This is a genomic window from Pseudoalteromonas sp. 2CM39R (genome assembly GCF_023161845.1).
The window spans coordinates 1-25,315 of sequence record NZ_JALNTM010000007.1 but is presented as its reverse complement, the minus strand read 5'-3'; the positions used below and the strand labels follow the sequence as shown (position 1 = coordinate 25,315).

Annotated in this window: 19 protein-coding genes and 3 rRNA genes; 7 read left to right on the top strand and 15 right to left on the bottom strand. The window is 41.0% G+C overall.

What is annotated here, in order from left to right; translation table 11 throughout:
* Positions 1–150: 150 nt before the first annotated feature.
* On the bottom strand, positions 151–720 hold the full coding sequence (gene gmhB / locus MTF66_RS16460; RefSeq protein WP_138620759.1) for a D-glycero-beta-D-manno-heptose 1,7-bisphosphate 7-phosphatase: 570 nt from the start codon (positions 718–720) through the stop codon (positions 151–153).
* Positions 717–1,778 carry a glycosyltransferase family 9 protein gene (locus MTF66_RS16455; RefSeq protein WP_138620757.1) on the bottom strand — a complete coding sequence of 354 codons (1,062 nt, stop codon included), beginning with the start codon at positions 1,776–1,778 and terminating at the stop codon, positions 717–719. The genes gmhB and MTF66_RS16455 overlap by 4 nt, the downstream gene beginning before the upstream one ends.
* Before the next feature lie 123 nt (positions 1,779–1,901).
* On the opposite strand from MTF66_RS16455, the gene MTF66_RS16450 reads away from it, so the two are divergent.
* Positions 1,902–2,624: a 3-deoxy-D-manno-octulosonic acid kinase gene (locus MTF66_RS16450; RefSeq protein WP_138620755.1), complete on the top strand. Its 723-nt coding sequence runs from the start codon at positions 1,902–1,904 to the stop codon at positions 2,622–2,624.
* A 3-nt stretch (positions 2,625–2,627) separates the two neighbouring features.
* Here MTF66_RS16450 and MTF66_RS16445 read toward each other — a convergent pair whose 3' ends face one another.
* Positions 2,628–3,713: a glycosyltransferase gene (locus MTF66_RS16445; RefSeq protein ID WP_010390986.1), complete on the bottom strand. Its 1,086-nt coding sequence runs from the start codon at positions 3,711–3,713 to the stop codon at positions 2,628–2,630.
* A complete protein-coding gene (locus MTF66_RS16440; RefSeq protein WP_138620753.1) occupies positions 3,710–4,783 on the bottom strand; it encodes a glycosyltransferase in 1,074 nt (357 codons plus the stop codon). Before MTF66_RS16440 ends, MTF66_RS16445 begins: the two co-directional genes overlap by 4 nt.
* A 189-nt stretch (positions 4,784–4,972) precedes the next feature.
* Between MTF66_RS16440 and MTF66_RS16435 the strand changes: the two genes are divergently transcribed.
* The gene (locus MTF66_RS16435) at positions 4,973–6,520 is read left to right on the top strand and encodes a capsule assembly Wzi family protein (RefSeq protein ID WP_138620752.1); all 1,548 of its coding nucleotides are present in this window, start codon (positions 4,973–4,975) and stop codon (positions 6,518–6,520) included.
* A 63-nt stretch (positions 6,521–6,583) separates the two neighbouring features.
* On the opposite strand, the gene hldE is transcribed toward MTF66_RS16435, so the two are convergent.
* Together hldE and MTF66_RS16425 are read right to left on the bottom strand one after the other, a co-directional pair.
* Positions 6,584–8,023 carry a bifunctional D-glycero-beta-D-manno-heptose-7-phosphate kinase/D-glycero-beta-D-manno-heptose 1-phosphate adenylyltransferase HldE gene (gene hldE, locus MTF66_RS16430; protein WP_010390981.1) on the bottom strand — a complete coding sequence of 480 codons (1,440 nt, stop codon included), beginning with the start codon at positions 8,021–8,023 and terminating at the stop codon, positions 6,584–6,586.
* Positions 8,023–8,613: an SIS domain-containing protein gene (locus tag MTF66_RS16425; RefSeq protein ID WP_008115583.1), complete on the bottom strand. Its 591-nt coding sequence runs from the start codon at positions 8,611–8,613 to the stop codon at positions 8,023–8,025. Before MTF66_RS16425 ends, hldE begins: the two co-directional genes overlap by 1 nt.
* Positions 8,614–8,848: 235 nt before the next feature.
* Between MTF66_RS16425 and waaA the strand changes: the two genes are divergently transcribed.
* Positions 8,849–10,129, top strand: coding sequence for a lipid IV(A) 3-deoxy-D-manno-octulosonic acid transferase (gene waaA, locus MTF66_RS16420; RefSeq protein WP_248527678.1), 1,281 nt, complete (start codon positions 8,849–8,851; stop codon positions 10,127–10,129).
* Positions 10,126–10,674 carry a DUF1415 domain-containing protein gene (locus MTF66_RS16415; protein WP_055013165.1) on the top strand — a complete coding sequence of 183 codons (549 nt, stop codon included), beginning with the start codon at positions 10,126–10,128 and terminating at the stop codon, positions 10,672–10,674. The genes waaA and MTF66_RS16415 overlap by 4 nt, the downstream gene beginning before the upstream one ends.
* A gap of 32 nt (positions 10,675–10,706) precedes the next feature.
* Here MTF66_RS16415 and MTF66_RS16410 read toward each other — a convergent pair whose 3' ends face one another.
* From MTF66_RS16410 to purL, 4 genes are all read right to left on the bottom strand, one after another.
* The gene (locus MTF66_RS16410; protein WP_008115577.1) at positions 10,707–11,042 is read right to left on the bottom strand and encodes a YdbL family protein; all 336 of its coding nucleotides are present in this window, start codon (positions 11,040–11,042) and stop codon (positions 10,707–10,709) included.
* Positions 11,043–11,051: 9 nt separating this feature from the next.
* On the bottom strand, positions 11,052–11,234 hold the full coding sequence (locus MTF66_RS16405) for a YnbE family lipoprotein (RefSeq protein WP_008115575.1): 183 nt from the start codon (positions 11,232–11,234) through the stop codon (positions 11,052–11,054).
* Positions 11,227–13,668, bottom strand: coding sequence for a YdbH domain-containing protein (locus tag MTF66_RS16400; protein WP_055013164.1), 2,442 nt, complete (start codon positions 13,666–13,668; stop codon positions 11,227–11,229). The genes MTF66_RS16405 and MTF66_RS16400 overlap by 8 nt, the downstream gene beginning before the upstream one ends.
* A 115-nt stretch (positions 13,669–13,783) precedes the next feature.
* On the bottom strand, positions 13,784–17,674 hold the full coding sequence (gene purL / locus MTF66_RS16395) for a phosphoribosylformylglycinamidine synthase (RefSeq protein ID WP_138623657.1): 3,891 nt from the start codon (positions 17,672–17,674) through the stop codon (positions 13,784–13,786).
* A gap of 211 nt (positions 17,675–17,885) precedes the next feature.
* Between purL and mltF the strand changes: the two genes are divergently transcribed.
* Both mltF and MTF66_RS16385 read left to right on the top strand, forming a co-directional pair.
* Positions 17,886–19,343 carry a membrane-bound lytic murein transglycosylase MltF gene (gene mltF, locus MTF66_RS16390; protein WP_138623659.1) on the top strand — a complete coding sequence of 486 codons (1,458 nt, stop codon included), beginning with the start codon at positions 17,886–17,888 and terminating at the stop codon, positions 19,341–19,343.
* Positions 19,344–19,479: 136 nt separating this feature from the next.
* Entirely contained in the window at positions 19,480–19,650 is a 171-nt protein-coding gene (locus tag MTF66_RS16385; RefSeq protein ID WP_008468235.1) for a hypothetical protein, read from the top strand.
* Here the strand turns inward: MTF66_RS16385 and tadA are convergent.
* On the bottom strand, positions 19,647–20,153 hold the full coding sequence (gene tadA / locus MTF66_RS16380; RefSeq protein ID WP_138623661.1) for a tRNA adenosine(34) deaminase TadA: 507 nt from the start codon (positions 20,151–20,153) through the stop codon (positions 19,647–19,649). The genes MTF66_RS16385 and tadA overlap by 4 nt on opposite strands.
* Positions 20,154–20,330: 177 nt before the next feature.
* Between tadA and MTF66_RS16375 the strand changes: the two genes are divergently transcribed.
* A complete protein-coding gene (locus MTF66_RS16375; protein ID WP_138623663.1) occupies positions 20,331–21,635 on the top strand; it encodes an inosine/guanosine kinase in 1,305 nt (434 codons plus the stop codon).
* A 22-nt stretch (positions 21,636–21,657) separates the two neighbouring features.
* Here MTF66_RS16375 and glsB read toward each other — a convergent pair whose 3' ends face one another.
* The 4 genes from glsB to MTF66_RS16355 all read right to left on the bottom strand — a co-directional run.
* Positions 21,658–22,581, bottom strand: a complete 924-nt coding sequence (gene glsB / locus MTF66_RS16370; RefSeq protein WP_010390961.1) for a glutaminase B — start codon at positions 22,579–22,581, stop codon at positions 21,658–21,660.
* Positions 22,582–23,219: 638 nt separating this feature from the next.
* Positions 23,220–23,334: ribosomal RNA gene (gene rrf / locus MTF66_RS16365) — 5S ribosomal RNA — on the bottom strand.
* 63 nt (positions 23,335–23,397) lie between these two features.
* Positions 23,398–23,512 (bottom strand): 5S ribosomal RNA (gene rrf, locus MTF66_RS16360).
* A 137-nt stretch (positions 23,513–23,649) separates the two neighbouring features.
* Positions 23,650–25,315: ribosomal RNA gene (locus MTF66_RS16355) — 23S ribosomal RNA — on the bottom strand; the annotation flags it as partial.

Below are 25,315 nucleotides of genomic sequence, written 5' to 3'. Positions count from 1 at the left end.
TTGGTTGAACGGGTTAAACAGCAGACGCGTTGCTGCTATTTATAATGGGGGTATTGTAAAAGTTTAAGCGCCAAATTGCACTGTTTGTCATTCGTCGCAAATTAGCTAATTGGCAGGAAAAGCTGCCAGTTTACAGGCATGAGATATATATTAAATGAGATCAGCAAGCAAAACAGGAAGTTCCTTGATTGAGTCACAAACATAGTCTGCAGATTTTGCGGCTTGCTCGTCAAACGTTTGCCCCGAACGAACTAGCACTTTAGTGCGTATATTGGCACTAATAGCAGCTTGCATATCACCTAATTTATCCCCTACCATGACACTCAGTGTAGGGTCTATATGATGATCTTTTATTCCTTGCAGCAACATCCCGGGGGCTGGTTTTCTGCAATCGCAATCTGTTAAATACGCTGGCAATGCATTTTTAGGATGATGTGGACAAAAATAAACATCAGTAATTTCAATTTGATGATGAGTAAACTGCGCTTTCATCCATGTGTTAAGGGCAAAAAAATCGGCTTCTGAGTAATAACCTCGACCAATACCTGATTGGTTAGTTACAACAATTATTTTATAGCCCGCGTCATAAAATGCTTTACACGTTGAAAACACACCATCTATAAATTCAAACTCTTCGCTTTTAAATACATAGCCATGGTCAACATTTACTACACCATCACGGTCTAAAAAAAGCGCCTTATTTATGTGTTTATCATTCATAATAACAACTCTTTTTTAATAACATGGTCAAACATTTCTTTTACTGCATCCGTGGTTATTTGACTCATTAAATCATCGCCTTTAACCCGAGTACCCCAAGGTAATTGCTCGGCGGTTTTACCTGTTTGCTTTAATAAGTTTTGGTGATAAACCTCAACCACGTAATCTTGGTATAAATAAGGCCCCGTTCGCGCTGGGTTTGAATGCGCATATAAGCCAATAACAGGCGTGCCCACAGTCACCGCCATATGAGCTGGGCCTGTATCGGGCGCAAGTACTAAGTCTGCACGCTTAAGTACGCACAATAATTCTTTGAGTTTTGTTTTACCCACCAAGTTCAGAATGGGTGAATCACTGTGTTTAATGATGTTATTTGCTAAATTAATTTCCAGTTCCGTCGGTCCACCAGTTAATACTATTTTAAACCCCTGTGTATGTGCATAATCCGCAAGCGCGGCATAGCGTTCGGCTAACCAGTTACGCTGTGCTTTACTTGCTGCTGGCGAAATAACGAATAGCTTATGTGATAAATAATCGTCACCTAACAGCTCATCAGCTTTAGCTTGATCTTTGTCGGTGTAGGGCATATTCCAAACAGGGACATAATCATCAACACCAATCGCTTGAGCAAAGCCTTTAAACCCCTCTAAAACATGTGCCTGAGATTGGGCTTTAATGCGTTTATTAATAAATAAACTATGCAGCTCTTTTGAGCGAGCCCAGTCAAAACCAATTTTAACTTTGGCAGGAATACAGCGAGCGACAAAACCAGCTCTTAAAGCCACTTGCATATTAAGTAGAACGTCAAAACACTGCCCTTTGAAGGTTTGCTTTAACTGTTTTAGTGCCGTTTTCCCTTGTTTTTTATCAAATACAACAAGCTCAACGCCTGGTAAGTCAGCTAACAACATCGCCTCGACCTTCCCTATCACCCAAGTGATCTTAGCATTTGGATGCGCTTTTTGAATTGCTTGTACCGCACTCACTGCATGGCATACATCACCAATAGCAGAAAGACGTAAAATACAAATTGAAGTGTAAGTAGGCGCTGAAGTCACACGTTTCCTTGGGAGTAAAATAATAAAACCCGATCTTAAATTATAATCGCGTCATTGCAAGTACTTATCCTTAGCCTGAAAACACGTTAATATATGCACATATTAAAGCGAATCCTATGAGCTATGTTTAATCAACACATCAAAAATAACCATGTCATTTTAAGCCACCCTCAATATAGCACCGAAATAGAGTTAGATTGGTTTGACCCCGATTTCTGGCAACAACAGCAAAAAATTGTCGGGGCTAAAAAAGGGCGTGCAACTGCTTGGTTTTTTAAACACGTAGATTTAACGGCTGTGTTACGCCATTATTGGCGTGGCGGCTTCATAGGCAAGCTACTTAGTGACCAATATTTATATTGGGGACTTGAGCATACCCGTGTTTATCAAGAATTTAGCTTAATGACGCAATTAATAGAGTTAGGTTTAAATGTACCAAAGCCCATTGCCGCTAAAGTGAGCCGACATGGTTTTATTTACCGAGGTGATATTATTACTGAAGCGGTAAGCGGCGCTAAAAGCGTATTAGATGTACTGATTGAGCGCCCCTTAAGTGATATTGAGATAAAAAAAATAGCACAAACCATTGCCCAGTTTCATAATAAAGGGGTGAATCACGCTGATTTAAATATTAATAATATTTTATTTGATGACTCTGGCGACGTTTATATCATCGACTTTGATCGTGGCGAAATAAAAACACCCGATATAAAATGGCAACAGAGCAACATGTCTCGCCTACAGCGCTCCTTTTTAAAAGAGCAAAGCCGCAACAGCCACTTTCATTGGCAGCAAAACGATTGGCAAACATTACATAATGACTATAACCAAGAGCTCGAATGCTAATATTCAGCGCGCCATTGCTAAATATTGGTCTGCTACAGCATCTGCAGAGACCTTTTTCAAAATAGTGGCCTTTTTCATATCGGGGCTATCAATTAAAACGTCTTCAATGGCCTTTGCTAATAAGTCACTTTGCTCTGTTGGTACCAGATATTTGCTTAATTCTTCGGTTAATATTTCATTGGGACCAAAATTACAATTAGTACTTACCACGGGTGTACCTATGGCTATAGCTTCAATTAATACGGTTGGTAGCCCTTCAAAGTCAGAACTTAATACAAGAGCTTTAGCCTGCTTAATCCAGTTATAAGGATTTTGTTCGAATCCAGGAACAATAAGTTGATTTTCGATTCCGTATTGTTTGGCTAACTTAAATGCTTTCTCTTTCTTATTACACAATAATACTAATTTATATTTTTTATCTAATTTAGCAAATGCAGCAAACAGAACATCATGACGTTTCTGTTTAGCAAATCGTCCAACATGAATAAGATAAGGAGAGGTCGGTATGTTGATATTTACCTCATTTGCTTGCTCATTCATAATTTTAAAATTAAAAGGATTGTAAATAGTTGTCATTGCGCTGGGGGTAATTAAAGGGCTCTGGCGTATTTCCTCTTCAACACCTTTTGAAACACAGATCAAAGACTTCCCATTTAAATTTTGTTTGCTTCTTTTAAGATATAAATAAGAAAATGGACCTAATTTTTTTTGCCTAGCAAGTTCAGCATTAACTGAGTTATGAACAACAAAATGGATATTTTCTATTTTACTTTTTGCTAATAAGTTATTACTACGATCTAAATTAGAAAGTACTAAATCAATAGAACCAAGTTGAAGTAACTTTTGCTCAAACCATGTCTCTAATACTTTAACATTCTTTTTTATCTGCCAAAATCGATCAACTTTTGTTGCTCGACCTGAAAATAAACTTTCAACAGATAAGGTGTTTGGAATGTCATATTCAATATTTTGCGCCAATGACAAAATAGTCACATTGTGGGCTTTTGATACCATTTCCTGCGCCAAAGTAAGCATTACTTTTTCAGCGCCACCACCAACGAGAGAGTCAATTACAATAACAATATTCATAGCTTACTTCCTATTAACAACGCTTGTACTCCTTTGGTTATAACATCAAAGCTATGCACATTTTCTAACGACTCGTATTGGCCTACTGTATTATTATAATTTGGTTCCAAAAGTAGCTCTTTTATTTTTTGGGTAATATCTAAAATATCAAGCTCAGCCTCTTTAACAACACCGGTGCTCGCACAACGAACAACTCGCTCATTTTGATCTTTTGAAATAGCACATGCTATCGTTGGCGTTTGTAAAGCAATGGCTTGAAGTAAAGTATCGCCCGCGCTTAATAATGCCACCTTAGCCTGACTTAGTAAGGCTAAAAATTCAGTCCCCTCTTGGCTTGGCAAACAAATTAACTCATCGCTTTTAGGTAACGACTTAGTGTAATTAGGACCAAACACCACAACCCCTTTTAAACCTGTTTCTTTCGCAATGTTCAGTCCTGCTTTATAGTAGATATCAGCACAGTTTTGGCCATTAAGGGTGTGCCCACCAGAGCCTGCGTTAACAATAAAGAATTCTTTCTCTTTCAATTGATAACGGGTTAGTGCATCGGATTTTTGTTGCGCTGATGCAAACACTGTAAATGGCCCAACATTAGCAGGATAGGCCAGAGACAACATGCTCAATTTTAGCTTTTCATACCACGAAAGAGGTTCAATACAGTAATCAGGCTGAACCACCCAATGAGTATCAATAAGGCCCGCTCTATTAAGCTTTAAACCTTTTGCTCGCTTTTTTGCATGCTGTGAAATAAAAACAACTTTAGCACCCACTTTTTTTGCAGCTTTCATTTGCTCAGCGCGTCCTGCACAATCAAATAGCACCGCATCTGGTTTGTATTGCTTAATAAACTGACATACGTGCGTATTTTCTTTTGTTGCCGATTGATTTAACAATAAGGTAGGGAATGGGCAGTTTTTAGCATAAGCCGTATGTTTATTTAAAATAAAATGAATATCTAACTGCTTGCCATACTCAGCCTTTAAGGTTTGAGCTAGCTGTAACGAGCGCATATATTCACCAATACCTTCTGGCGATGACACGGGAATAAATAAAAGTCGTTTGTTGCTCATTACTATCTCTATTTTTTCTTTGCTGCGAGTATATCAACGCCATCTTTTTAGCGATAGAGCCGCGGTGTTTTAATCTAATATATAGTAATATTTTTTTCTAATATCTCTTTAATGAGTTGATTTAATTACTGCAATAAAGGACGTAGATTGCTAAACTTGTTAGCAATTTCAATCATAAGGATCTGAGCTTTGCGAAACAAATTTTTTATACTTTCTTCGCTTTTTTGTGCCGTAACTACAACCGTAAATGCTGAACCTTGGGTAAAGCCTGATGATTATGCTCTTAGAGCAGATATACAACAGCTTGCCGATGCAGGTATAATTTTAGCGCCAGTAACAACGTACCCATTAATGTGGAAAAGCTTTATTAATGATGTAAACAATACTTCGTTAGAACAGTTATCTCCTCGCCTGCAGGATGCGTTATTACGTGTAAAACATCGTTATAAGTCAGAAAATAGCGGTTCGCATAGTGTACAGCTTTCGGCATTTGCCAGCTCAGATCCTCTTGTAGCCACTAGCTTTGGTGCCACCAATAGCCAAGAATCAGAGTTAACTGCTGCCTACGCTTATTTAGGACATAACTTTGCAGCTAAAATAGCGATTAATCATCGTAGTGATGGCAAAAACTGCTTAGTCGACGGTAAAACAACTGATGATATAGCTCAAAACGAGCAAGCACTAAAAGACTGCAATGATACCTCTCTAGATGACAGCTATTTAGCGTATCGTATGGGTAATTGGATTGTAAGAGCAGGTGCCGTTGAGCAATTTTGGGGGCCGGGTGTTGATAACAGCTTAATTATGTCTGGTAATGCAAAACCTTTACCTGCCATTAGTATTTCTCGTGAGCAAAGTAGTGCCTTTGAAACACCTTGGTTAAGTTGGATAGGTCAGTGGGGGTTTACTGCACAAATGGCTAAGCTGGAATCAACCCGCGTTATTCCTGATGCGTTATTGTGGAGCACTCGGGTTAACTTTCGCCCCGTTCAACAATTAGAAATAGCACTGAGCTGGTCAGCACAATGGGCTGGTAAGGGACAACCAAGCTCGGCTGGTGACTTTATTGATATGATTACCGGTGATACAAAATGTGTTGATGGCACTACTAATTGTGATAGCCAGTTAGAATCAAAAATAGGTAATCAATTAGCAGGTATTGATATTCGTTGGTCAGACACATTATTTAACCAACCTTATGCCGTTTATGCCAGCACGATTGGTGAAGATGCGAGCTCACAGTTTAAACCAGCTGATAGAGCGTACTTATTTGGCTTACAAACAACACATCGCGTTTACGAGCAGAATTTACTAGTCAACTTAGAATATATTGATACAGGTGTGTCTTGCTCTGCGGGGTCAACGACCGAAAACTGCTATTATGAGCACACTGATTACCAATCAGGGTATCGTTACTATGGTCGCCCTATCGGCTCTACCTATGATAATGATGCGCAATCGCTAGTGTTAACCGTACTTGGGCAACTCTCAAGCGGAACTGACTGGCAAGTAAAATTACGTGATGTAGACTACAACAGCGACAACCGTGATAGATACCCAAATAACCCAGACTTAGGTAACTCGATTACCAAAACAGCATTTAGCTCTAAACAGCTTGAAGTACGTTACAGAATGCTTGCCATGGGGGGGCGCTTAACCCTTGGCGGACTTGCCTCTAATAACGATGGAGCAGAAAACGATACGTCTGCATTTGCAAAGTTCGAATATAACTTTTAGTTTTGCAAGCATTAAAAAAGGGGATAAACCAAAGTTTATCCCCTTTTTTATTTCACTAACTAGCTAGCTTTTAATTTTGCTAATCACTTTTGATGTAGAGCAACCATCTAAAAACTCAAGAACTTCTACTTTTCCGCCATGACGCAACACGTGCTCAGCACCGGCAATTTGCTCAACAGTGTAATCACCACCTTTAACAAGAATATCTGGGCTAATTTGCTCAATTAGCTTTGCTGGTGTGTCATTTTCAGCCTCACTGCCAAACGGAATAACCCAATCAACTGAGGCTAATGCACTTAAAACCATAGCACGCTCATCTAATGGGTTAATTGGGCGCTCAGGGCCTTTTAAACGGGCAATGGATTCATCGTTATTTAAACCAACCACTAATCTATCACCACGCGCTTTAGCTTGCGCTAAATAGCGCACATGGCCTGCATGCAAAATATCAAAACAACCATTAGTAAATACAATGGTTTCTCCATTTTGCTTTGCAAATTCAATATGTTGTAATACATCATCAAATGGGGTTTGATAATGCTCGCCAGTGGCTTGTAAGTATTGGCCTAACTTGCGGCTCAACTCTTCAGGAGAAACCGTAGCCGCTCCCAATTTACTTACTGCAATACCGGCAGCTAAGTTTGCAATTTCGACTGCATCTTTGGCGGTCATACCCGCACCTAGCATTACAGCTAATGTAGCAATAACAGTATCGCCCGCACCGGTTACATCACTTACTTCGAGTTGTTGCGCTGCAAAGTCATGCTTTTGCGTTGCATCAATTAGCGACATACCTTGTTCTGAGCGTGTTAGTAGCATGGCGTTAATACCCGCATCACTAATCAGGGTACGCGCGCTGCTAGCAAGCAACTCTTCTGAACCAACCTGACCACCCGCTAATTTAAACTCATTTAAATTAGGGGTTATGTAATCAGCTCCACGGTACAACTCTAAATCAGATGATTTAGGGTCAACAAGCACGGTTTTACCTGCATCTTTAGCAACCGAAATCATTTTTTGGATTAGCGCGAGTGAGCCCTTGTTGTAATCAGAAAATACAATAAAGTCGTAATCACTCAGCACCAGCTCTAATCGATTTAATAACAACTGGCTATGAGACTCATTAAAAGCCTCTTCTAAATCTAAACGCACAACTTGTTGATGACGACTGATCACCCGCATTTTAGAAATAGTCGGCAAATCGCATACACTCACAAGCTGTGAATTTATTTTTTCACCCTCTAGAATGTTTTCTAAAATTTGTCCGCTTTCATCCTCGCCAATTAGGCCAAGTAAACCCACTTTGCCATCTAGTCGGGCTATATTTTTAGCCACATTGGCGGCACCACCGGCTTTGTCTTCAAATTTACTGACTTTTACAACGGGTACTGGTGCCTCCGGCGAAATGCGGCCAGAATCACCATACCAGTAGCGGTCGAGCATAACGTCACCAACCACTAAAATACGCGCTGCTGATAAGTTTTTTAATAGCGATAAATCCATTACTGCTGCTCCGCAACAACCATATCCATGGCTTCACACAGCCAATGGCCAATAAACATGTGCGCCTCTTGAATACGGGCTGTTTCATCATTTTTAATAATAATAGGTAACTTGGCGATGTCTTTTACTTTACCTCCATCGCGACCTGTAAATGCAACAGTGAATGCTCCTATTTTATTAGCGGCTTCTAACGCTAAATTAATATTATTACTGGTGCCCGATGTAGTTAAGCCAATTACGATATCTTCAGGTTTACATAGCGCCTGAACTTGGCGTTCAAATACTGTGTCAAAATGATAGTCATTACTGTGCGCTGTTAAAATAGAGGTGTCTGTGGTGAGAGCAATAGACGCTAACGGTCCTCGCTCTAACTTATAACGTACCACAAACTCTGCAGCCAAATGCTGAGCATCAGCCGCACTGCCGCCATTACCAAACCAAACAACCTTACCACCAGCCTGTAAAGCACTATGACATGCTTCTAACAACTGCATTACCTCTTGATGATACGCCTCCATGGTTTCGAACAATACTTGGTGACGATTTAAACTTTCTAGGTAGCTAGTTGCCACTGAATCTATAATTGACATGAGATATTCCTCTTGGAACTGAAATGGCAGGAAAAATTAATTTCATTATTCCATAATTTTATAGCCAAATCACCTCTATATAACTAAATTAAAGTACGGGTAGAAAGTTATTATTCAGATAAAGAAGGTTTTTATCGTTGTTACCTTTTTCAAGTTGCTATTTTATATTTGTGTATTTAGAAAAAAACGATTTCACGCTAAACTAGCGCCACTTTCATTTATACAAAGCAACAGTATGGCACGCATTTTTTATTCACTCGCATTAATTATTATTAGCCCACTGATTGTATTTTACTTATATGTACTAAGAGGTAAAAAAAACGCAGGATATCGCGCTCACTTTAAGGAACGTTTTGGCTTCATAAGCCGCGCTTTATTTTCAAACAACAAACCAGTTGTATTTCATTGTGCTTCTGTGGGCGAGGTGTTAGCTGCAACCCCTTTAATTAAAGCCCTACAACATCAGCAACCGCAGTTAAATATTTTAATTACCTGCAATACTCCAACAGGACGAGAGCAAGTTACCGTACAATTTAAACAAAGCGTTGCTGTTAGTTATTTACCCATTGATTTTCCTATGGCCACCACTCGCTTTTTAAAACGAGTAAAACCGCAATTACTCTGTATTTTAGAAACTGAACTATGGCCGAACTTAATGGCTAATGCGTACAAACAAAATATACCTGTATTGGTAGTTAACGCACGTCTATCTGAAAAGTCTCAGCAAGGCTACGAAAAAGTGGCCCAGCTAACTCGCAGTATCATGCAATCAATTACCGCACTTGCAAGTCATGACAAAGCTGATGCAAATCGCTTTATTGAATTAGGGCTACCTGCTAAAAAAAGCCATGTAACGGGATCAATAAAATTTGATATTACCCCAACCACTGCGCAACTCAATAAAGTCGCCTCTTTAAAGCAATATTATAAAAAAGCAGAACGCTTTATATGGGTCGCAGGTTCTACACACCCTATAGAGCATGAGTTTGTTTTAGCAGCCCACCAGCAACTACTAGAAACACACCCTGACGCTTTGCTGATCATTGCGCCACGTCACCCCGAACAATTTGATAAAGTTGCAGAGCTACTGACTCACTCGAATCTTAGCTTTAGTCGTCGCAGTCAAAAAAATTATAACAATGAACAAGTTGTGTTAGCCGACACATTAGGTGAATTACAATATCTATATGGTGCCGCTAATATTAGTTTTATTGGTGGCAGTTTAATTCGTCGTGGTGGCCATAACCCATTAGAGTCGGCAGCTTTTTCAGTGGGTGTACTTACCGGCCCTCATACCTACAACTTTGACCATGTTTACCCTGAACTTATTAAACTCAAAGGCGCCCATGTGGTTGAAAATACTGACGAACTGGTGCTTGCATTGCTTCGCTTGATTAAAAACACCAAAGCGTGTGATATTCTTGGCAGTAAAGCAGCTCAGTGCGTTGCTAAAAACCAAGGCGCTATTGCCAAAACGCTTGCCATTATAACTCCTTATTTAGAGCCAAAATCGTGACCAACTTAGCTATATCTCAAACCCGTGAATGGGTAAGCGCTGTGATTGTAAAATACAATTTTTGTCCATTTGCCCGTAAAGAAGTTGAAAATAACTGCATTCACTACACCATTAGTAACACCTCAAAAATTGATGATGCAGTTATGGATATGCTTGAACAATGTACCCAGCTTGACCGTGATCCTCAGCGTGAAACAACTTTGTTAATATTTGATAATGGCTTTACTGATTTTGAAGATTTTTTAGACCTTGTTGACTTAGCCAATGCGCTATTAGTTGCACAAGGTTTTGAGGGGAAGTACCAAATTGCAAACTTTCATCCTGACTATGTTTTTGCTGATAGTGATGAAGATGACGCTGCAAATTATACTAATCGCTCGCCTTTTCCTACTTTACACTTAATACGTGAAGCAAGTATGAGCGCGGCACTAGATGAATACAACGAGCCGGAGTCAATTCCTGAACACAATATCAACTTAGCTCGCCGTAAGGGAATTCACTTTTGGCAGCAGCTACTTAAAAATTGCAAAAAACCGAGCGCATAAGCTCGGTTTTTGGTTTTTAATAATGCGTAGAGTTATTTTTTCACCCACTCACCATTAACTTCAACGAAATGCCCTGCTTGGGTTTTTTCAATGGTTTTTGCCGCCGCTAGTGCTTCTACTTGAGCAAGTGACAAGTTGTTCTTTTTCGCAAGTTTTAAATATTGTGCTTTGCGCTTTGCGTTAATTTCATCAACAACCGCTTTAGCCTCTGCATTTTGTACAACCAAACCTAAATAACCTGAGCTATCTTCACCCACAAGCCCTTGGTTTTTAGCATCATCTAAACTGATTGCCCAAGCAGAAAATGACAATAAAGCGGCACTTAAAAGTGTGATCACGTTTAACTTTTTATTTTTTAATAAACTCATAATTGCTCCTTAGAATAACTCACTGTCATCGCTAAATAAGTCATCTAGCTCTTTATCAACTTTTACGCGAATTTCATGATCAACCTTCACATTTAAATTAATGGTGATAGGCTCTTTCGCTGCCACTTCAACGCGGTGCGTACATGCACTAAGCAACCCCAGTGCTGTAAGTATTATCAGCCATTTAGTCATTTTTAGTTCCTTTTGTTGAATACTCTTGTTCAACTTTTTGAGTAATTTCATCACTTAAGCGCAATGCTCTTAAGAGTGTAAAAACATTTTCTTCATGGTTGTAATTAAAGTTAACTTGCTGCGCCTGTTCCTTATTGTATCCCTTTAAGTTTACACCTAAATAAAGCCAACCGTCAGGCTTTAAGTCAACACTACTGTTTAAGCTCTGAATGTCTAAATCTTCCAACAAGCTTAAAATCGGGTCCAGTTCTTGTTGCTGAGCTTTAACTGCATCAAAAGCTGCATTGTCAGTAATAACTAGTTTACCTGTTCCTTTGTTAGATAATTCACCAGATTTTACCGAAATACCTTTTTGATCAAAGTAAACAGGTAAGCGGCCATTCACTCGACCAGTTAGTGTAATGCCTGATTTATCATCTAAGGTAATAAGTTTACTCGCATCAATATTTTCAAATGTGACCAAAGACTGCTGCGCTTTTTCCGTCACTTTGTAGCTATCCAAAGCAAAACGACCACCAAGTACATCAGCAGTTATTTTTTCAGCGCGAGCAATAGAGTTCTCAACACTAAAATTACCGACAATGTTACTCACAACAGCACCTGCTCGTAACTCATTTAATTCAAATGTAGTAGGAGCCACATTAAGCTGCCCTGAATCATAAGAACCCGTTAAGCGAGTGCTAAAATGCTTAGCTAAATAATCGTTGTATAAGCCACTTACCTGTTCGACTTGAAATGCAAAATCAGCCTGCTGTAAATTAACATCTCCGCGAACAACCCCATTAAAGCTACCATCGGTCAGCGTGGCTAATGGTTCAAACTGCTGTAAAACAGGGTTAAATTTAGTCACAGCTTGATCTGCAACTGTTATCTCAAATGGGTGTTCCACAGCAGATATGTGGTGACTGGCTACCAACTCAATACCATCAATAAATACATGATGTGAGGCTTGAAGCGCCCGACTTTGCAGGCATTTAGAGCTTATGCGAATATTACTTAGGTTTAAAAAGTCACTGTTAAGTTGGGTAAGTTTAGTTTCACTGTTTAAATCGACAAATAATTCGCCAACAGCCAAACTAGAAGATGCTGATAATTGATTATTTACACCACGCACTTGGTATTGCTCATAAGCCGCTGAGCGTAAATGGCTATCCAAGCTTGCGTTGATATTTTGTTTATCGTCAATCTCAGTCGTAAACTGTGCCTTATAGCCCTTTACTGTTAATTTATCAAAACTAAGCTCAGCAAAACCAATCTCGCTGGTTATTTTCGCATTTTTTTTATGTTGTAAAACATTCTCTATTTGAAATAGGCCAGTGCTTGCTACCTTTTTAGCTGATGCGGGTAAAAAACCAGGCAGCTCATCGACGTTTAATTGGTAGTTGCCATTCACAGCCAAGTTATTTAAAGCTGCATCTATTTCTATATGCTCAATGTCTTCACTGATAAACAATAACTTAATATTGCCTTTGGCATACTCTAACGGCTGCTGAATATTAATTGCTAGGTTTTTCAGGCTCAGCTTCGTTTCACTATTTTTAGTGTTTAATAGCATTGACGGTATAACAAGTTGTCCGTTTTCAAACTTTACCGTATCACTGAGCATCAATTGCCATTTTAACGGCAGTTGCTTGGCTACAAATTCACGCTGTGATTGATTGTTTATAAGCGCCAAACAATCACTATCAAACGTTACCAAGCTGGTTAATTGCTGTGTATTTAACAAGGCTTTTTTATCGTTAAAGTGATAGTAAATATTCATATCACCAAAAGCCTTTAGCGTTACTGGGCATTTACTAAATTGCTGTGTAAACTCAGCATCTATGTTTGATTTTATATCAACGGATAACCCATCAAAGGTGAACTCATGCCCACTGTTTAATGAAAGCGCGGGTATCGGCTTTATCTTTGTTAGTAATCCATCAACTAACTTAAAGTGACCAGTAATTTTATGATTGCTGACTGTTACCTCTGCGATTGCATCACCTGAAATCACAAATGTATTTAGCTTCTCTTCACCAATGCTAACTACCAGTTCATCATGAAGTTGTGGGTGGGTAATTAACAATCTTTTGATATCAATTTTCGGCCGCTCTTTGGGTAAACTAAGTGCCAGCTTTTTGAAGGAATTATTACTTGCTGAGACACTCTCGCTATCATTTAAACGAAGATTAGCGCGGCCAACAGTTATTTTTTTTGTATCAGCCACAATGCCACCAAGCTCAATTTTATGGCCTTGGTAAGTCAAACATAATCGGTTTACGTTTAAGCTAATATTTGAGTTTAGTGACCAATCTAAACAATGTAGTTCAACGCCAGATTGGCTCAAAGATGGCGCTATAGCCCATTGAGTTATAGGCATACGAAATACATAACCCAGTGTTAAAACACTCAGAAATAAAAACACGATTCCCCATGCGATGCGTTTGATCATACTATCCTTATTGAACCTTGAACCTTGAACCTTGAACCTTGAACAGTCTAAACAAAAAAGGCTGCACAAGGCAGCCTTTTTATCTTACATTTAGATCATGAATCCAGCGTGTATATTAACCTACATTTTTACGCGCATTTCTAAACATACGCATCCATGGGCTATCCTCGGCCCACTCATCTGGGTGCCAAGAGTTAGCAACCGCACGGAATACACGTTCAGGGTGTGGCATCATTACAGTTGCACGACCATCTGTTGATGTAATACCGGTGATCCCTTCAGGTGAACCATTCGGGTTTGCTGGGTACTGTGTTGTTGGGTTACCGTAGTTATCAACGAACTTAACTGCTACGGTGCCGCTTGCAAGTGCAGCCTTAGTTGCCGCATCATTTGCAAATTCTGCATGACCTTCACCATGTGAAACTGCAATTGGCATACGTGAACCTGCCATACCATTAAAGAACACCGATGGGTTTTCTTGAATTTCAACCAGACTAAAGCGTGCTTCAAAACGCTCTGACTTATTAGTTACAAAGCGCGGCCAATGTTCAGTTCCTGGAATCAACTCTTTTAATGTTGATAGCATCTGACAACCGTTACATACACCTAAGCTAAAGGTATCTTCACGATGGAAGAAGCTTTGGAACTGATCGCGTGCCATATCGTTAAACAATATTGACTTAGCCCAGCCTTCACCAGCACCTAATACGTCACCGTAAGAGAAGCCACCACACGCCACTAAACCTTTAAACTGTTCAAGCGTTAAACGACCTTCTAAAATATCACTCATGTGAACATCTACCGCAGCAAAACCAGCACGGTTAAACGCAGCAGCCATTTCTAGGTGCGAGTTAACCCCTTGCTCACGTAAAATAGCCATTTGTGGCTTAGCACCTGTCGCAATGTACGGTGCAGCTATATCTTCGTTTAAGTCAAAGTTAAGTTTAACGTTTAAGCCTGGGTCTTTTGCATCAAATTTAGCGTCAAACTCTTGCTGAGCACACTCAGGGTTATCACGACGCGCTTGCATCTGATAGGTTGTTTCGGCCCAAATTGTACGAAGCTCAGTACGAGTATGATTAAGTACTGTTTGCTCACCACGATTAAATACAATGTTATCGTCATTATTAAGCGAGCCAATCACATGGCTAATTGCGGCAACACCATGCTGCTCAAATACAGCTTTTACAGCATCTAAATCACTGTTTGCTACTTGAATTACAGCACCTAACTCTTCGTTATAAAGCGCTTCAATATCAGAGCCTGTCAAAGTCGCTAAATCTACGGTTACACCGGTATGTCCGGTAAACGCCATTTCAGCGATAGTAGTAAACAAGCCACCGTCTGAACGATCGTGATACGCAAGTAGCTTGCTATCAGCCACTAGCGCCTGCATAGCATTGTAAAAGCCTTTTAGTAACTCAGGGCTGTCTACATCTGGCGTAACATCACCAAGCTGCTTATAAACTTGTGCAAGGCTTGATGCGCCCAGTCGGTTTTTACCCGCACCTAAATCAACTAATATAAGCGATGTCTCGCCTTTATCAGTGCGCAGCTGTGGAGTGACGGTTTTACGTACATCATCAACGCGGCCAAACGCTGTAATAATCAGTGATAGAGGCGATGTTACTGATTGCTCAGTTGTATCATCTTCATTTTTCCATGTCGTTTTCATTGACATAGAATCTTTACCTACTGGGATTGTTAACCCAAGTGCTGGACATAACTCTTCACCTACGGCTTTTACCGCTTCATATAGACCTGCGTCTTCGCCAGGGTGACCCGCAGCCGCCATCCAGTTTGCAGATAACTTAATGTTTTCTAAGCCACCAATATTAGCACCAGCAATATTTGTAAGAGACTCGGCCACAGCCAAACGTGCTGAGGCGCCATAATTAAGTAATGCCGCTGGAGTACGTTCACCTAGTGACATAGCTTCACCGTGGTAGGTATCGTAAGTTGCTGCGGTAACTGCACAGTTAGCCACAGGCACTTGCCATGGGCCTACCATTTGATCGCGCGCTACTAAACCAGTTACAGAGCGATCGCCAATAGTAATGAGGAAAGTTTTTTCTGCAATGGTTGGTAAACGTAATAAACGCTGCGCTGCATCCGCAGGATTAATAGCATCCATATCAAGTGCAGTACCGACTACTTGCTGCGACGTAACATCACGATGCATTTTAGGTGCTTTACCTAATAATACATCCAATGGTAAATCTACAGGGCTGTTATCAAAATGACTATCTGCAACCGTTAAATGACGTTCTTCTGTCGCTTCACCAATAACTGCATATTGTGCGCGCTCACGCTTACAAATTGCTTCAAAGCGTGCAAAGTCTTCAACGCCCACAGCAAGCACATAGCGCTCCTGCGATTCATTACACCAAATTTCGTGTGGAGCCATGCCCGGCTCATCATTAGGGATATCGCGCAGCTGGAATTTACCACCACGGCCACCATCATCTACAAGCTCAGGGAATGCATTTGATAAACCACCAGCGCCCACATCATGTATAAACGCAATAGGATTTGCATCACCTAGCTGCCAACATTTGTCGATCACTTCTTGACAACGACGTTCCATTTCTGGGTTTTCACGTTGAACAGAAGCAAAATCTAAATCTTCGTTTGATTGACCCGATGCCATGCTAGATGCAGCACCACCGCCTAAACCAATGTTCATTGCAGGGCCGCCAAGCGCAATCAGTTTTGCGCCTACTGGAATATCGCCTTTTTGAACATGATCAGCACGAATATTACCTAAACCACCTGCGAGCATAATTGGCTTGTGGTAACCACGTACCTCTTCACCATTGTGACTCGTTACTTTTTCTTCGTAAGTACGGAAATAACCTAAAAGGTTAGGACGGCCAAACTCATTATTAAACGCAGCACCACCTAATGGGCCTTCAGTCATAATGTCTAGGGCATTAACAATACGGCCAGGCTTACCAAAATCACTCTCCCAAGGCTGTTCAAAACCTGGAATACGTAAATTAGATACAGTAAAACCTACCAAACCCGCTTTTGGTTTTGAACCACGGCCAGTTGCACCTTCATCGCGAATCTCACCGCCCGACCCTGTTGCCGCACCAGAAAAGGGCGCAATTGCCGTTGGGTGGTTATGGGTTTCAACCTTCATTAATATTTCAATGTCTTCTTGATGATACGCATATTCACCTTGCGCATTCGGGAAGAAGCGACCCGCCTTTGAGCCTTTCATTACGGCTGCATTATCTTTATAAGCAGACAATACATTTTCAGGATTATGCTCAAAGGTATTTTTAATCATTTTAAACAGCGACTTTGGCTGTTCAATACCATCGATAGTCCAATCAGCATTAAATATTTTATGACGACAATGCTCTGAGTTTGCTTGTGCAAACATGAATAATTCGATGTCGTTAGGATTGCGCCCTAACTTGATGAAGTTTTCTACTAAGTAGTCAATTTCATCATCAGCAAGTGCAAACCCTTGCTCTATATTGGCTACGGCTAATGCTTCACGGCCGCCACCTAAAATATCAACTGATGACATTTGGCGAGGTGCATCACTGCGAAATAACTGCGCTGCATCTTCTAATTTACTATGAGTAGCTTCGGTCATACGGTCATGAAGAAGCGCTGTAACCTGTGTAAGTTGCTCGGCGCTTAAATCACCTTCAACATAGTAAGCAATACCACGCTCAACTCGGTGAACTTGCTTGAGCCCACAGTTATGAGCGATATCAGTCGCTTTTGAAGCCCATGGCGAAATAGTACCAGGGCGAGGCGTTACTAATACCAACTGACCCGCTGGCGCATGCTCAGCAATTGTTGGTCCATAGGTTAATAACTTCTCAAGTTTGGTTTGCTCATCATTGTTTAATGGCGATGTTAAATCGGCAAAGTGAGCGTATTCGGCATATACATTGGTGACAGGAAGTTGCAATTGTTGGCAACGCGCTAAAATTTTATTAACTCTGAACTCTGAAAGTGCTGGTGCACCACGAAGGATCAACATAAGTAATTTCACCCGGGGTTAGGGATTGAACGATATTTTAGGCGCGTATTATAGTCCAAATTACTCTCAGATTTAACTCAAAAATGCGCTTTTCATTAAATTAACTTTTTCTTTTTGTTTACACCTATTTTTTACTGGCTGCGATCAAACGGTAAGTGACGTAATCAGTAAGTTTTGTTATAACAGGAGATACGATGCTAAAGAGGCGAATATGTTGAAGATAAAGCTAATAACAATCATTACGTTAGTCATCCTTTTGTGTGCCTGTAACACACAAGAGCAGTCAACACAGCTCGCCCAAATTAAATCAGAAAATAAAATTCGCGTTGGTACACTCGCCAGTGCAAGTAATTATTATCAAGCTGTTCAAGGTGAACAAGGGTTTGAATTTGAACTCTCTCAAGCATTCGCCGACTACCTTGGGGTAGAGCTTGAAATTGTGCCCTTTTTTAATTTATCCGATATGTTTGCGCGCTTAGATAGTGGCGATCTCGATTTAATTGCCTCTGGACTTACTTTTAATAAGGCGCGCGCCGAACGTTATCGCTATGGCCCAACTTACAGAACAATAAGTCAAAAATTAGTATTTAAGCAAGGTCGTGAACGGCCAAGAGATTTTGATGATTTAACTGGTAACTTCACCATTATTGCTAAAAGTAGTCACTCATTAACATTAGAAGAAATACAACAAAACAATCCTGGTTTAACTTGGAGTGAAACCGAAGAGTTTGATGAAGAAGAGTTATTACAAGCCGTTATTGATGGGGAAATAGATTACACCTTAGCAGACTCTCATACATTAGCGCTGTTTAGGCGCTATCACCCTAACTTGAGTATTGGCTTTTCAGTTACGCGTAATGATTCAATTGCATGGATACTAAGAAAGTCGAATGATGACTCATTGTACGCATTGCTAGTTCCTTTTTTTGGTGAGGCAAAACAAAACAATCAACTTTATGTACTTGAAGAAAAGTACTTTGGCCATGTACGTCAGTTTAATTATGTTAATACCTTAGCCTATATAGATGCAATAAAAGAAACACTACCTAAATATCAACCTTGGTTTGTGCAATATGCGGGTAGCCTTGATTGGCGCTTACTTGCTGCATTGAGTTATCAAGAGTCGATGTGGAACCCACGAGCTAAATCACCAACGGGTGTACGCGGTATTATGATGCTAACAAGGCGCACAGCAAAACAAGTCGGTGTTACTAACCGCTTAGAACCAGAACAAAACATACGTGGCGGTGCAAAATACTTAGCTAAATTAATCAAGCGTATACCTGATAGAATCCCGCAGCCTGATCGTACTTGGCTTGCACTTGCAGCTTATAATGTTGGTTGGGGGCACGTCAACGATGCCCGCATAATTACTGAGCAACAAGGCGCTAGCCCTGATAAATGGGCTGACGTTAAAAAGCGCTTACCATTGCTAGTAAAAAAACGTCACTACCGTAATACCCGCTATGGCTATGCTCGCGGTGATGTTGCAGTGACTTATGTTGATAATATTCGTCGCTATTACGATGCGCTTGTTTGGTTAGATGAAAATAATGCAATGGCAACTATACCGCCAACTTCCGAAACAGAAAAAGAAACAAAAGATAAAAGCATTAAACCAGGTGATGCAAATCAACGTATAAGTGATGGCGTAGAAAAAGAAAAATAAAAGCGCTGTGAAAATTTCGCGCTATATTAGCTACATGTTAGAAAAGCAAATAGTTGTTTACTTGCAATCAATTATTCAATAATCTGGCTCAATTGTATTAAAATCTGTGTCATCACCAAGCACATAAGGATAAGTAATGCTTAAACGTAGACGTACACATCAGCTTAAACGTTGTATAAAACACTCAACTGCCACTCGTCGTCGAGTGATGTTAAGAAACTTACATAAAAAGATAATTTGGCGCCGTCGTATGTTCGCTATGCAGCAAATGGCTGAATTAGACGCCTTAATAGCAGCTGCAGACTAATCGTTGTTAAGGTTGCGAGCGGCTAGCTTTGCGGCTTTAATTTGTGCTCGGCGACGTTTAAAAAAACTAGAAATAGTCTCAGCACATTGTGTCTCTAAAACCCCACCCGTTATTTCTACTTGATGGTTTAAACGAGGTTCTTGCAACAAGTTCATAATAGAACCAGCAGAACCCGTTTTAGCATCGGCTGCACCAAATACTAAACGTTTAATTCGGCTGTGCACCAACAGACCTGCACACATAGAGCAAGGCTCTAACGTGACATACAAAGTGCAGTCAATTAAGCGATAGTTGTTAAGCACTTTTCCGGCTTCTCTTACCGCTATCATCTCAGCGTGGGCAGATGGGTCATTATCGGTAATTGAGCGATTATAACCCGCGCTTATAAGCTGATTATTTTTGACAATAATGGCGCCTACCGGGATCTCATCGAATTGCTCTGCTTGTTTTGCATATACAAGGGCTTGTTCCATCCAATATTGGTCGTCAAATGGCTCTGTCATGATTATTACTTAACTATTTTTTATGCCGTAATTATATCAACTTAGCGTAAAAAAATGCGTAATTGATCACTTTATTGCAAAAATAAAACAAATTTAAGTGGTTTACCATGGCCCATAAGGCGGGATTTACGCTATAATCTCTCGCTTTTTTTATTTAGCTCACAACACGGGTAGCAAATGAAATTTCCTGGACGCCGCAGGCATAAACATTATTTTCCAGTGGAAGCCAAAGATCCACTGACCAATCAACTTAACGCCACAGAACGATTACACCGCAGCTATATTACGGGGATCGATCAAATCGTTGTTGATATAGAAGCTAAGGTTGACCAAGCTTTTCTCGATGAATTTCAATTGCGCCGAGGGATGTCGCAAGTTATAGATAATGACATCACTAATGCTTTATACGATCGCTTAAAACTAAACGATATGGTCGATTACGAATTCGCAGGAGGAACCGTTGGCAACACGATGCACAACTATTCCGTACTTGCTGATGATCGTTCGGTACTATTAGGCGTAATGAGCGAAAATATAAAAATAGGCAGTTATGCTTATCGATTTTTATGTAATAACTCAAGTCGTGTAGATTTAGACTACTTACAACCAGTCGATGGTCCTATTGGCCGTTGCTTTACCTTGATTGATGAAACAGGTGAGCGCACGTTTGCTATTAGTGCTGGCCTGATGAATTACCTAAAGCCAGAGTCAATTGATAAAGAGCTAATAGAAGGCTCATCAGCATTAGTCATCAGTGCTTATTTAATGCGTACTCAAGATGATGAAACCATGACCGAAGCGACCATGCAAGCAATCAAGTACGCTAACGATGCAAATGTACCGGTGGTATTAACTCTAGGAACTAAGTTTCTTATCGAGCAGGACCCGACATGGTGGGCTAACTTTGTAGAAAAGCATGTTGATATACTTGCTATGAACGAAGAAGAAGGCCAAGCAATTACTGGATATGAAGATCCACTTCTTGCTGCTGACAAAGCATTAGACTGGGTTGACTTAGTTATTTGTACAGCCGGTGAAAAAGGCTTATTTATGGCTGGCTTTGTTGATGACAGCTGCAAACGTGAAACAGAGTACCCATTATTACCGGGTGCTATACCAGATTTTAATCGTTATGAATTTTCACGTGCAATGCGTAAAATTGACTGTGAAAATCCTATAAAGGCATATAGCCATACTGCGCCGTTTATGGGTGGGCCTGACTCGATTAAAAATACCAATGGTGCCGGTGACTGTGCTTTAGCCGCGGTTTTACATGACTTATCAGCGAATGTTTATCATAAGTTGAATGTTGCTAATTCAGCAAAGCATCAGCAACAAGCCATTACCTACTCTTCGCTCGCACAAATTAGCAAATATGCTAACCGTGCAAGCTTTGAAGTACTTGTACAGCACTCTCCTCGCTTATCTCGTGGTTTGCCTGAGCGCGAAGATTGTTTAGAACAAGTGTATTGGGATCAATAAGATCCCATTACGCTAAACAAAGCTAAAATATAGATATATCAAGCTTTTTAGATAGCAGCTCTAATGCTGCTATTCCCGCCACTGAGTTACCAAAAGAGTTTAATCCTGGTGAATATACTGCCACTGTAAATCTATTCGGTAACACCGCTAATATTGTTCCTGAAACACCCGATTTACCTGGCATGCCAACACGATAACCAAAGTCACCTGCTGCGTCATATAAGCCACTGGTAAATAACAACGAATTTAGTTGCTTGTTTTGACGACTAGAAAGTACTCGTTTATTCGAGCTGTAATCTATCCCTTTATTGGCTAAAAAATTATACGCCTTGGCAAGTTCAATACAATTAAGTTCTATGGCACAAAAATTAAAATACGACCAAAGGACATCATCTACTTCATTCTCAAAGTTACCAAATGATTTCATTAAATGTGCCATTGCCGCATTTCTATGCCTAAACTCATACTCTGAGTTAGCCACTTGCTTGTCAATTACAATACTTCGATTACCTGATAAATCGCGAAATGTTTCAAGCATAGAGTGCATTGGAGCTGATAAACGACTATACAAAGCATCACAGGTAACAATCGCTCCCGCATTAATAAATGGGTTACGTGGAATCCCTTTTTCAAACTCAAGCTGTGTCAGAGAGTTAAACGCCGTACCAGAAGGCTCTTTGCCAACTCTATTCCATAATTCATCGCCATAGCGTTGCAACGCTAATGTCAGAGTCATTACTTTAGATACAGATTGAATTGTGAAACGTTGCTCACAATCACCGGCGCAGAAAATTTCTCCGTCCGTAGTATAAATAGCAATAGAGAACTGCTCAGGAGAAACCTCTGCCAATGCCGGTATATAATCGGCAACTTTACCCTGCGTTAGTAAAGGCTTAACCTCTTGAGTTATCTCATTTAACACTCGTTGGTAATCACTCGTTGGCAATCGACACCTCAATAATACGAAATCTAAAATCAAATTTTAACACGTCAGATCCATAACCGCATGGTAATGTTGAGCAAATAGGGGATTCGCTGATATCAATGAAAATATTTCACTACAAACTTCGAAACTATTACAGCATAAGTAAACCATAGTAAGGGCTTTAAGTTCCTACTTTTTTTACTTTAATCTGATGCCTTTAATTAGAGTCGGTGGGCTACTTCGTAGCGACAGCGCAGTAGAATGTCGCAGTGCCCACAGCGGTAAAAAGTCACATAGCAAATGCTACACTATCATTGTGTCGGGGCGGCCTTCCGCGGGGCTCGCCTTCGCGCTGTTTTGTTTGACTACTGAGTTTGGCATGGGCTCTTGGCTATTTACTAAACCCCAGACAGCAAAAAACCCGATACATTACTGTAACGGGTTTCTTTAATTGGATCTTGGTAATGTCATGGTGCCCACAGCGGTAGAAAATCACATAGCAAATGCTACCCTATTATTGTGTCGGGGCGGCCTTGTGCGGTGCTCGCCTTCGAGCTGTTTTGTTTGACTACTGAGTTTGGCATGGGCTCTTGGCTATTTACTAAACCCCAAACAACAAAAAACCCGTTACATTGCTGTAACGGGTTTCTTTAATTGGATCTTGGTAATGTCCTACTTTCACATAACAAATGCTACACTATCATCGGCGCTGTTTCGTTTCACTACTGAGTTCGGCATGGGGTCAGGTGGGTCCAAAACGCTATTGTCACCAAGAAAATTCTTTTCAATTTTCTTATTATTAATTTTTAAATTTAAAGTCTTTCGACTAAATTTGGAGCCTGGTAATGACCTACTTTCACATAACAAATGCTACACTATCATCGGCGCTGTTTCGTTTCACTACTGAGTTCGGCATGGGGTCAGGTGGGTCCAAAACGCTATTGTCACCAAGCAAATTTGGTGTCAGTCCGTATCGCTACGTACTAACTAAAATTTGGAATTTCTGATAATAAAAGTTTTCAGTAATCTACTTTAGTCTATTAACTTCTTCGCTTGTTTCACTATCACATAAAACGCGTTTGGCGTTGTATGGTTAAGCCTCACGGGTAATTAGTACAAGTTAGCTTAATGGCTCACACCACTTCCACATCTTGCCTATCAACGTTGTAGTCTTCAACGGCCCTTCAGAGACTTTAAAAGTCTAGTGAGAACTCATCTCGAGGCCTGCTTCGCGCTTAGATGCTTTCAGCGCTTATCAGTTCCGAACGTAGCTACCGGGCAATGCCATTGGCATGACAACCCGAACACCAGCGGTTCGTTCACTCCGGTCCTCTCGTACTAGGAGCAACCCCTCTCAATTCTCAAACGCCCACGGCAGATAGGGACCGAACTGTCTCACGACGTTCTAAACCCAGCTCGCGTACCACTTTAAATGGCGAACAGCCATACCCTTGGGACCGACTTCAGCCCCAGGATGTGATGAGCCGACATCGAGGTGCCAAACACCGCCGTCGATATGAACTCTTGGGCGGTATCAGCCTGTTATCCCCGGAGTACCTTTTATCCGTTGAGCGATGGCCCTTCCATTCAGAACCACCGGATCACTATGACCTACTTTCGTACCTGCTCGACGTGTCTGTCTCGCAGTTAAGCTGGCTTCTACCATTACACTAACCGTACGATGTCCGACCGTACTTAGCCAACCTTCGTGCTCCTCCGTTACTCTTTGGGAGGAGACCGCCCCAGTCAAACTACCCACCAGGCACTGTCCGTAACCCCGATTCAGGGGCCAACGTTAGAACATCAAAACTACAAGGGTGGTATTTCAAGGACGACTCCACAAAAACTAGCGTCTCTGCTTCTAAGTCTCCCACCTATCCTACACATGTAGGTTCAATGTTCAGTGCCAAGCTGTAGTAAAGGTTCACGGGGTCTTTCCGTCTAGCCGCGGGTACACAGCATCTTCACTGCGATTTCAATTTCACTGAGTCTCGGGTGGAGACAGCGTGGCCATGGTTACACCATTCGTGCAGGTCGGAACTTACCCGACAAGGAATTTCGCTACCTTAGGACCGTTATAGTTACGGCCGCCGTTTACCGGGGCTTCGATCAAGAGCTTCTCCGAAGATAACCCCATCAATTAACCTTCCGGCACCGGGCAGGTGTCACACCGTATACGTCATCTTGCGATTTTGCACAGTGCTGTGTTTTTAATAAACAGTCCCAGCCACCTGGTCACTGCGGCTCCAATCAGCTTAGAGAGCAAGTCTCATCACCAATCGGAGCGTACCTTCTCCCGAAGTTACGGTACGATTTTGCCTAGTTCCTTCACCCGAGTTCTCTCAAGCGCCTTAGTATTCTCTACCTGACCACCTGTGTCGGTTTGGGGTACGATTCGGTATAATCTGAAGCTTAGAGGCTTTTCCTGGAAGTATGGCATCAGCAACTTCATCACCGTGGTGACTCGTCTCGTGTCTCAGCCTAACAGCAACCCGGATTTACCTAAGTCGCTAGCCTACACACTTTCACATGGACTACCATCGCCATGCTTGCTTAGCCTGCTCCGTCCCCCCATCGCAATTATACCAAGTACGGAAATATTAATCCGTTTCCCATCGACTACGCCTTTCGGCCTCGCCTTAGGGGTCGACTTACCCTACCCTGATTAACATGGGATAGGAACCCTTGGTCTTCCGGCGTGCGGGTTTTTCACCCGCATTATCGTTACTCATGTCAGCATTCGCACTTCTGATAC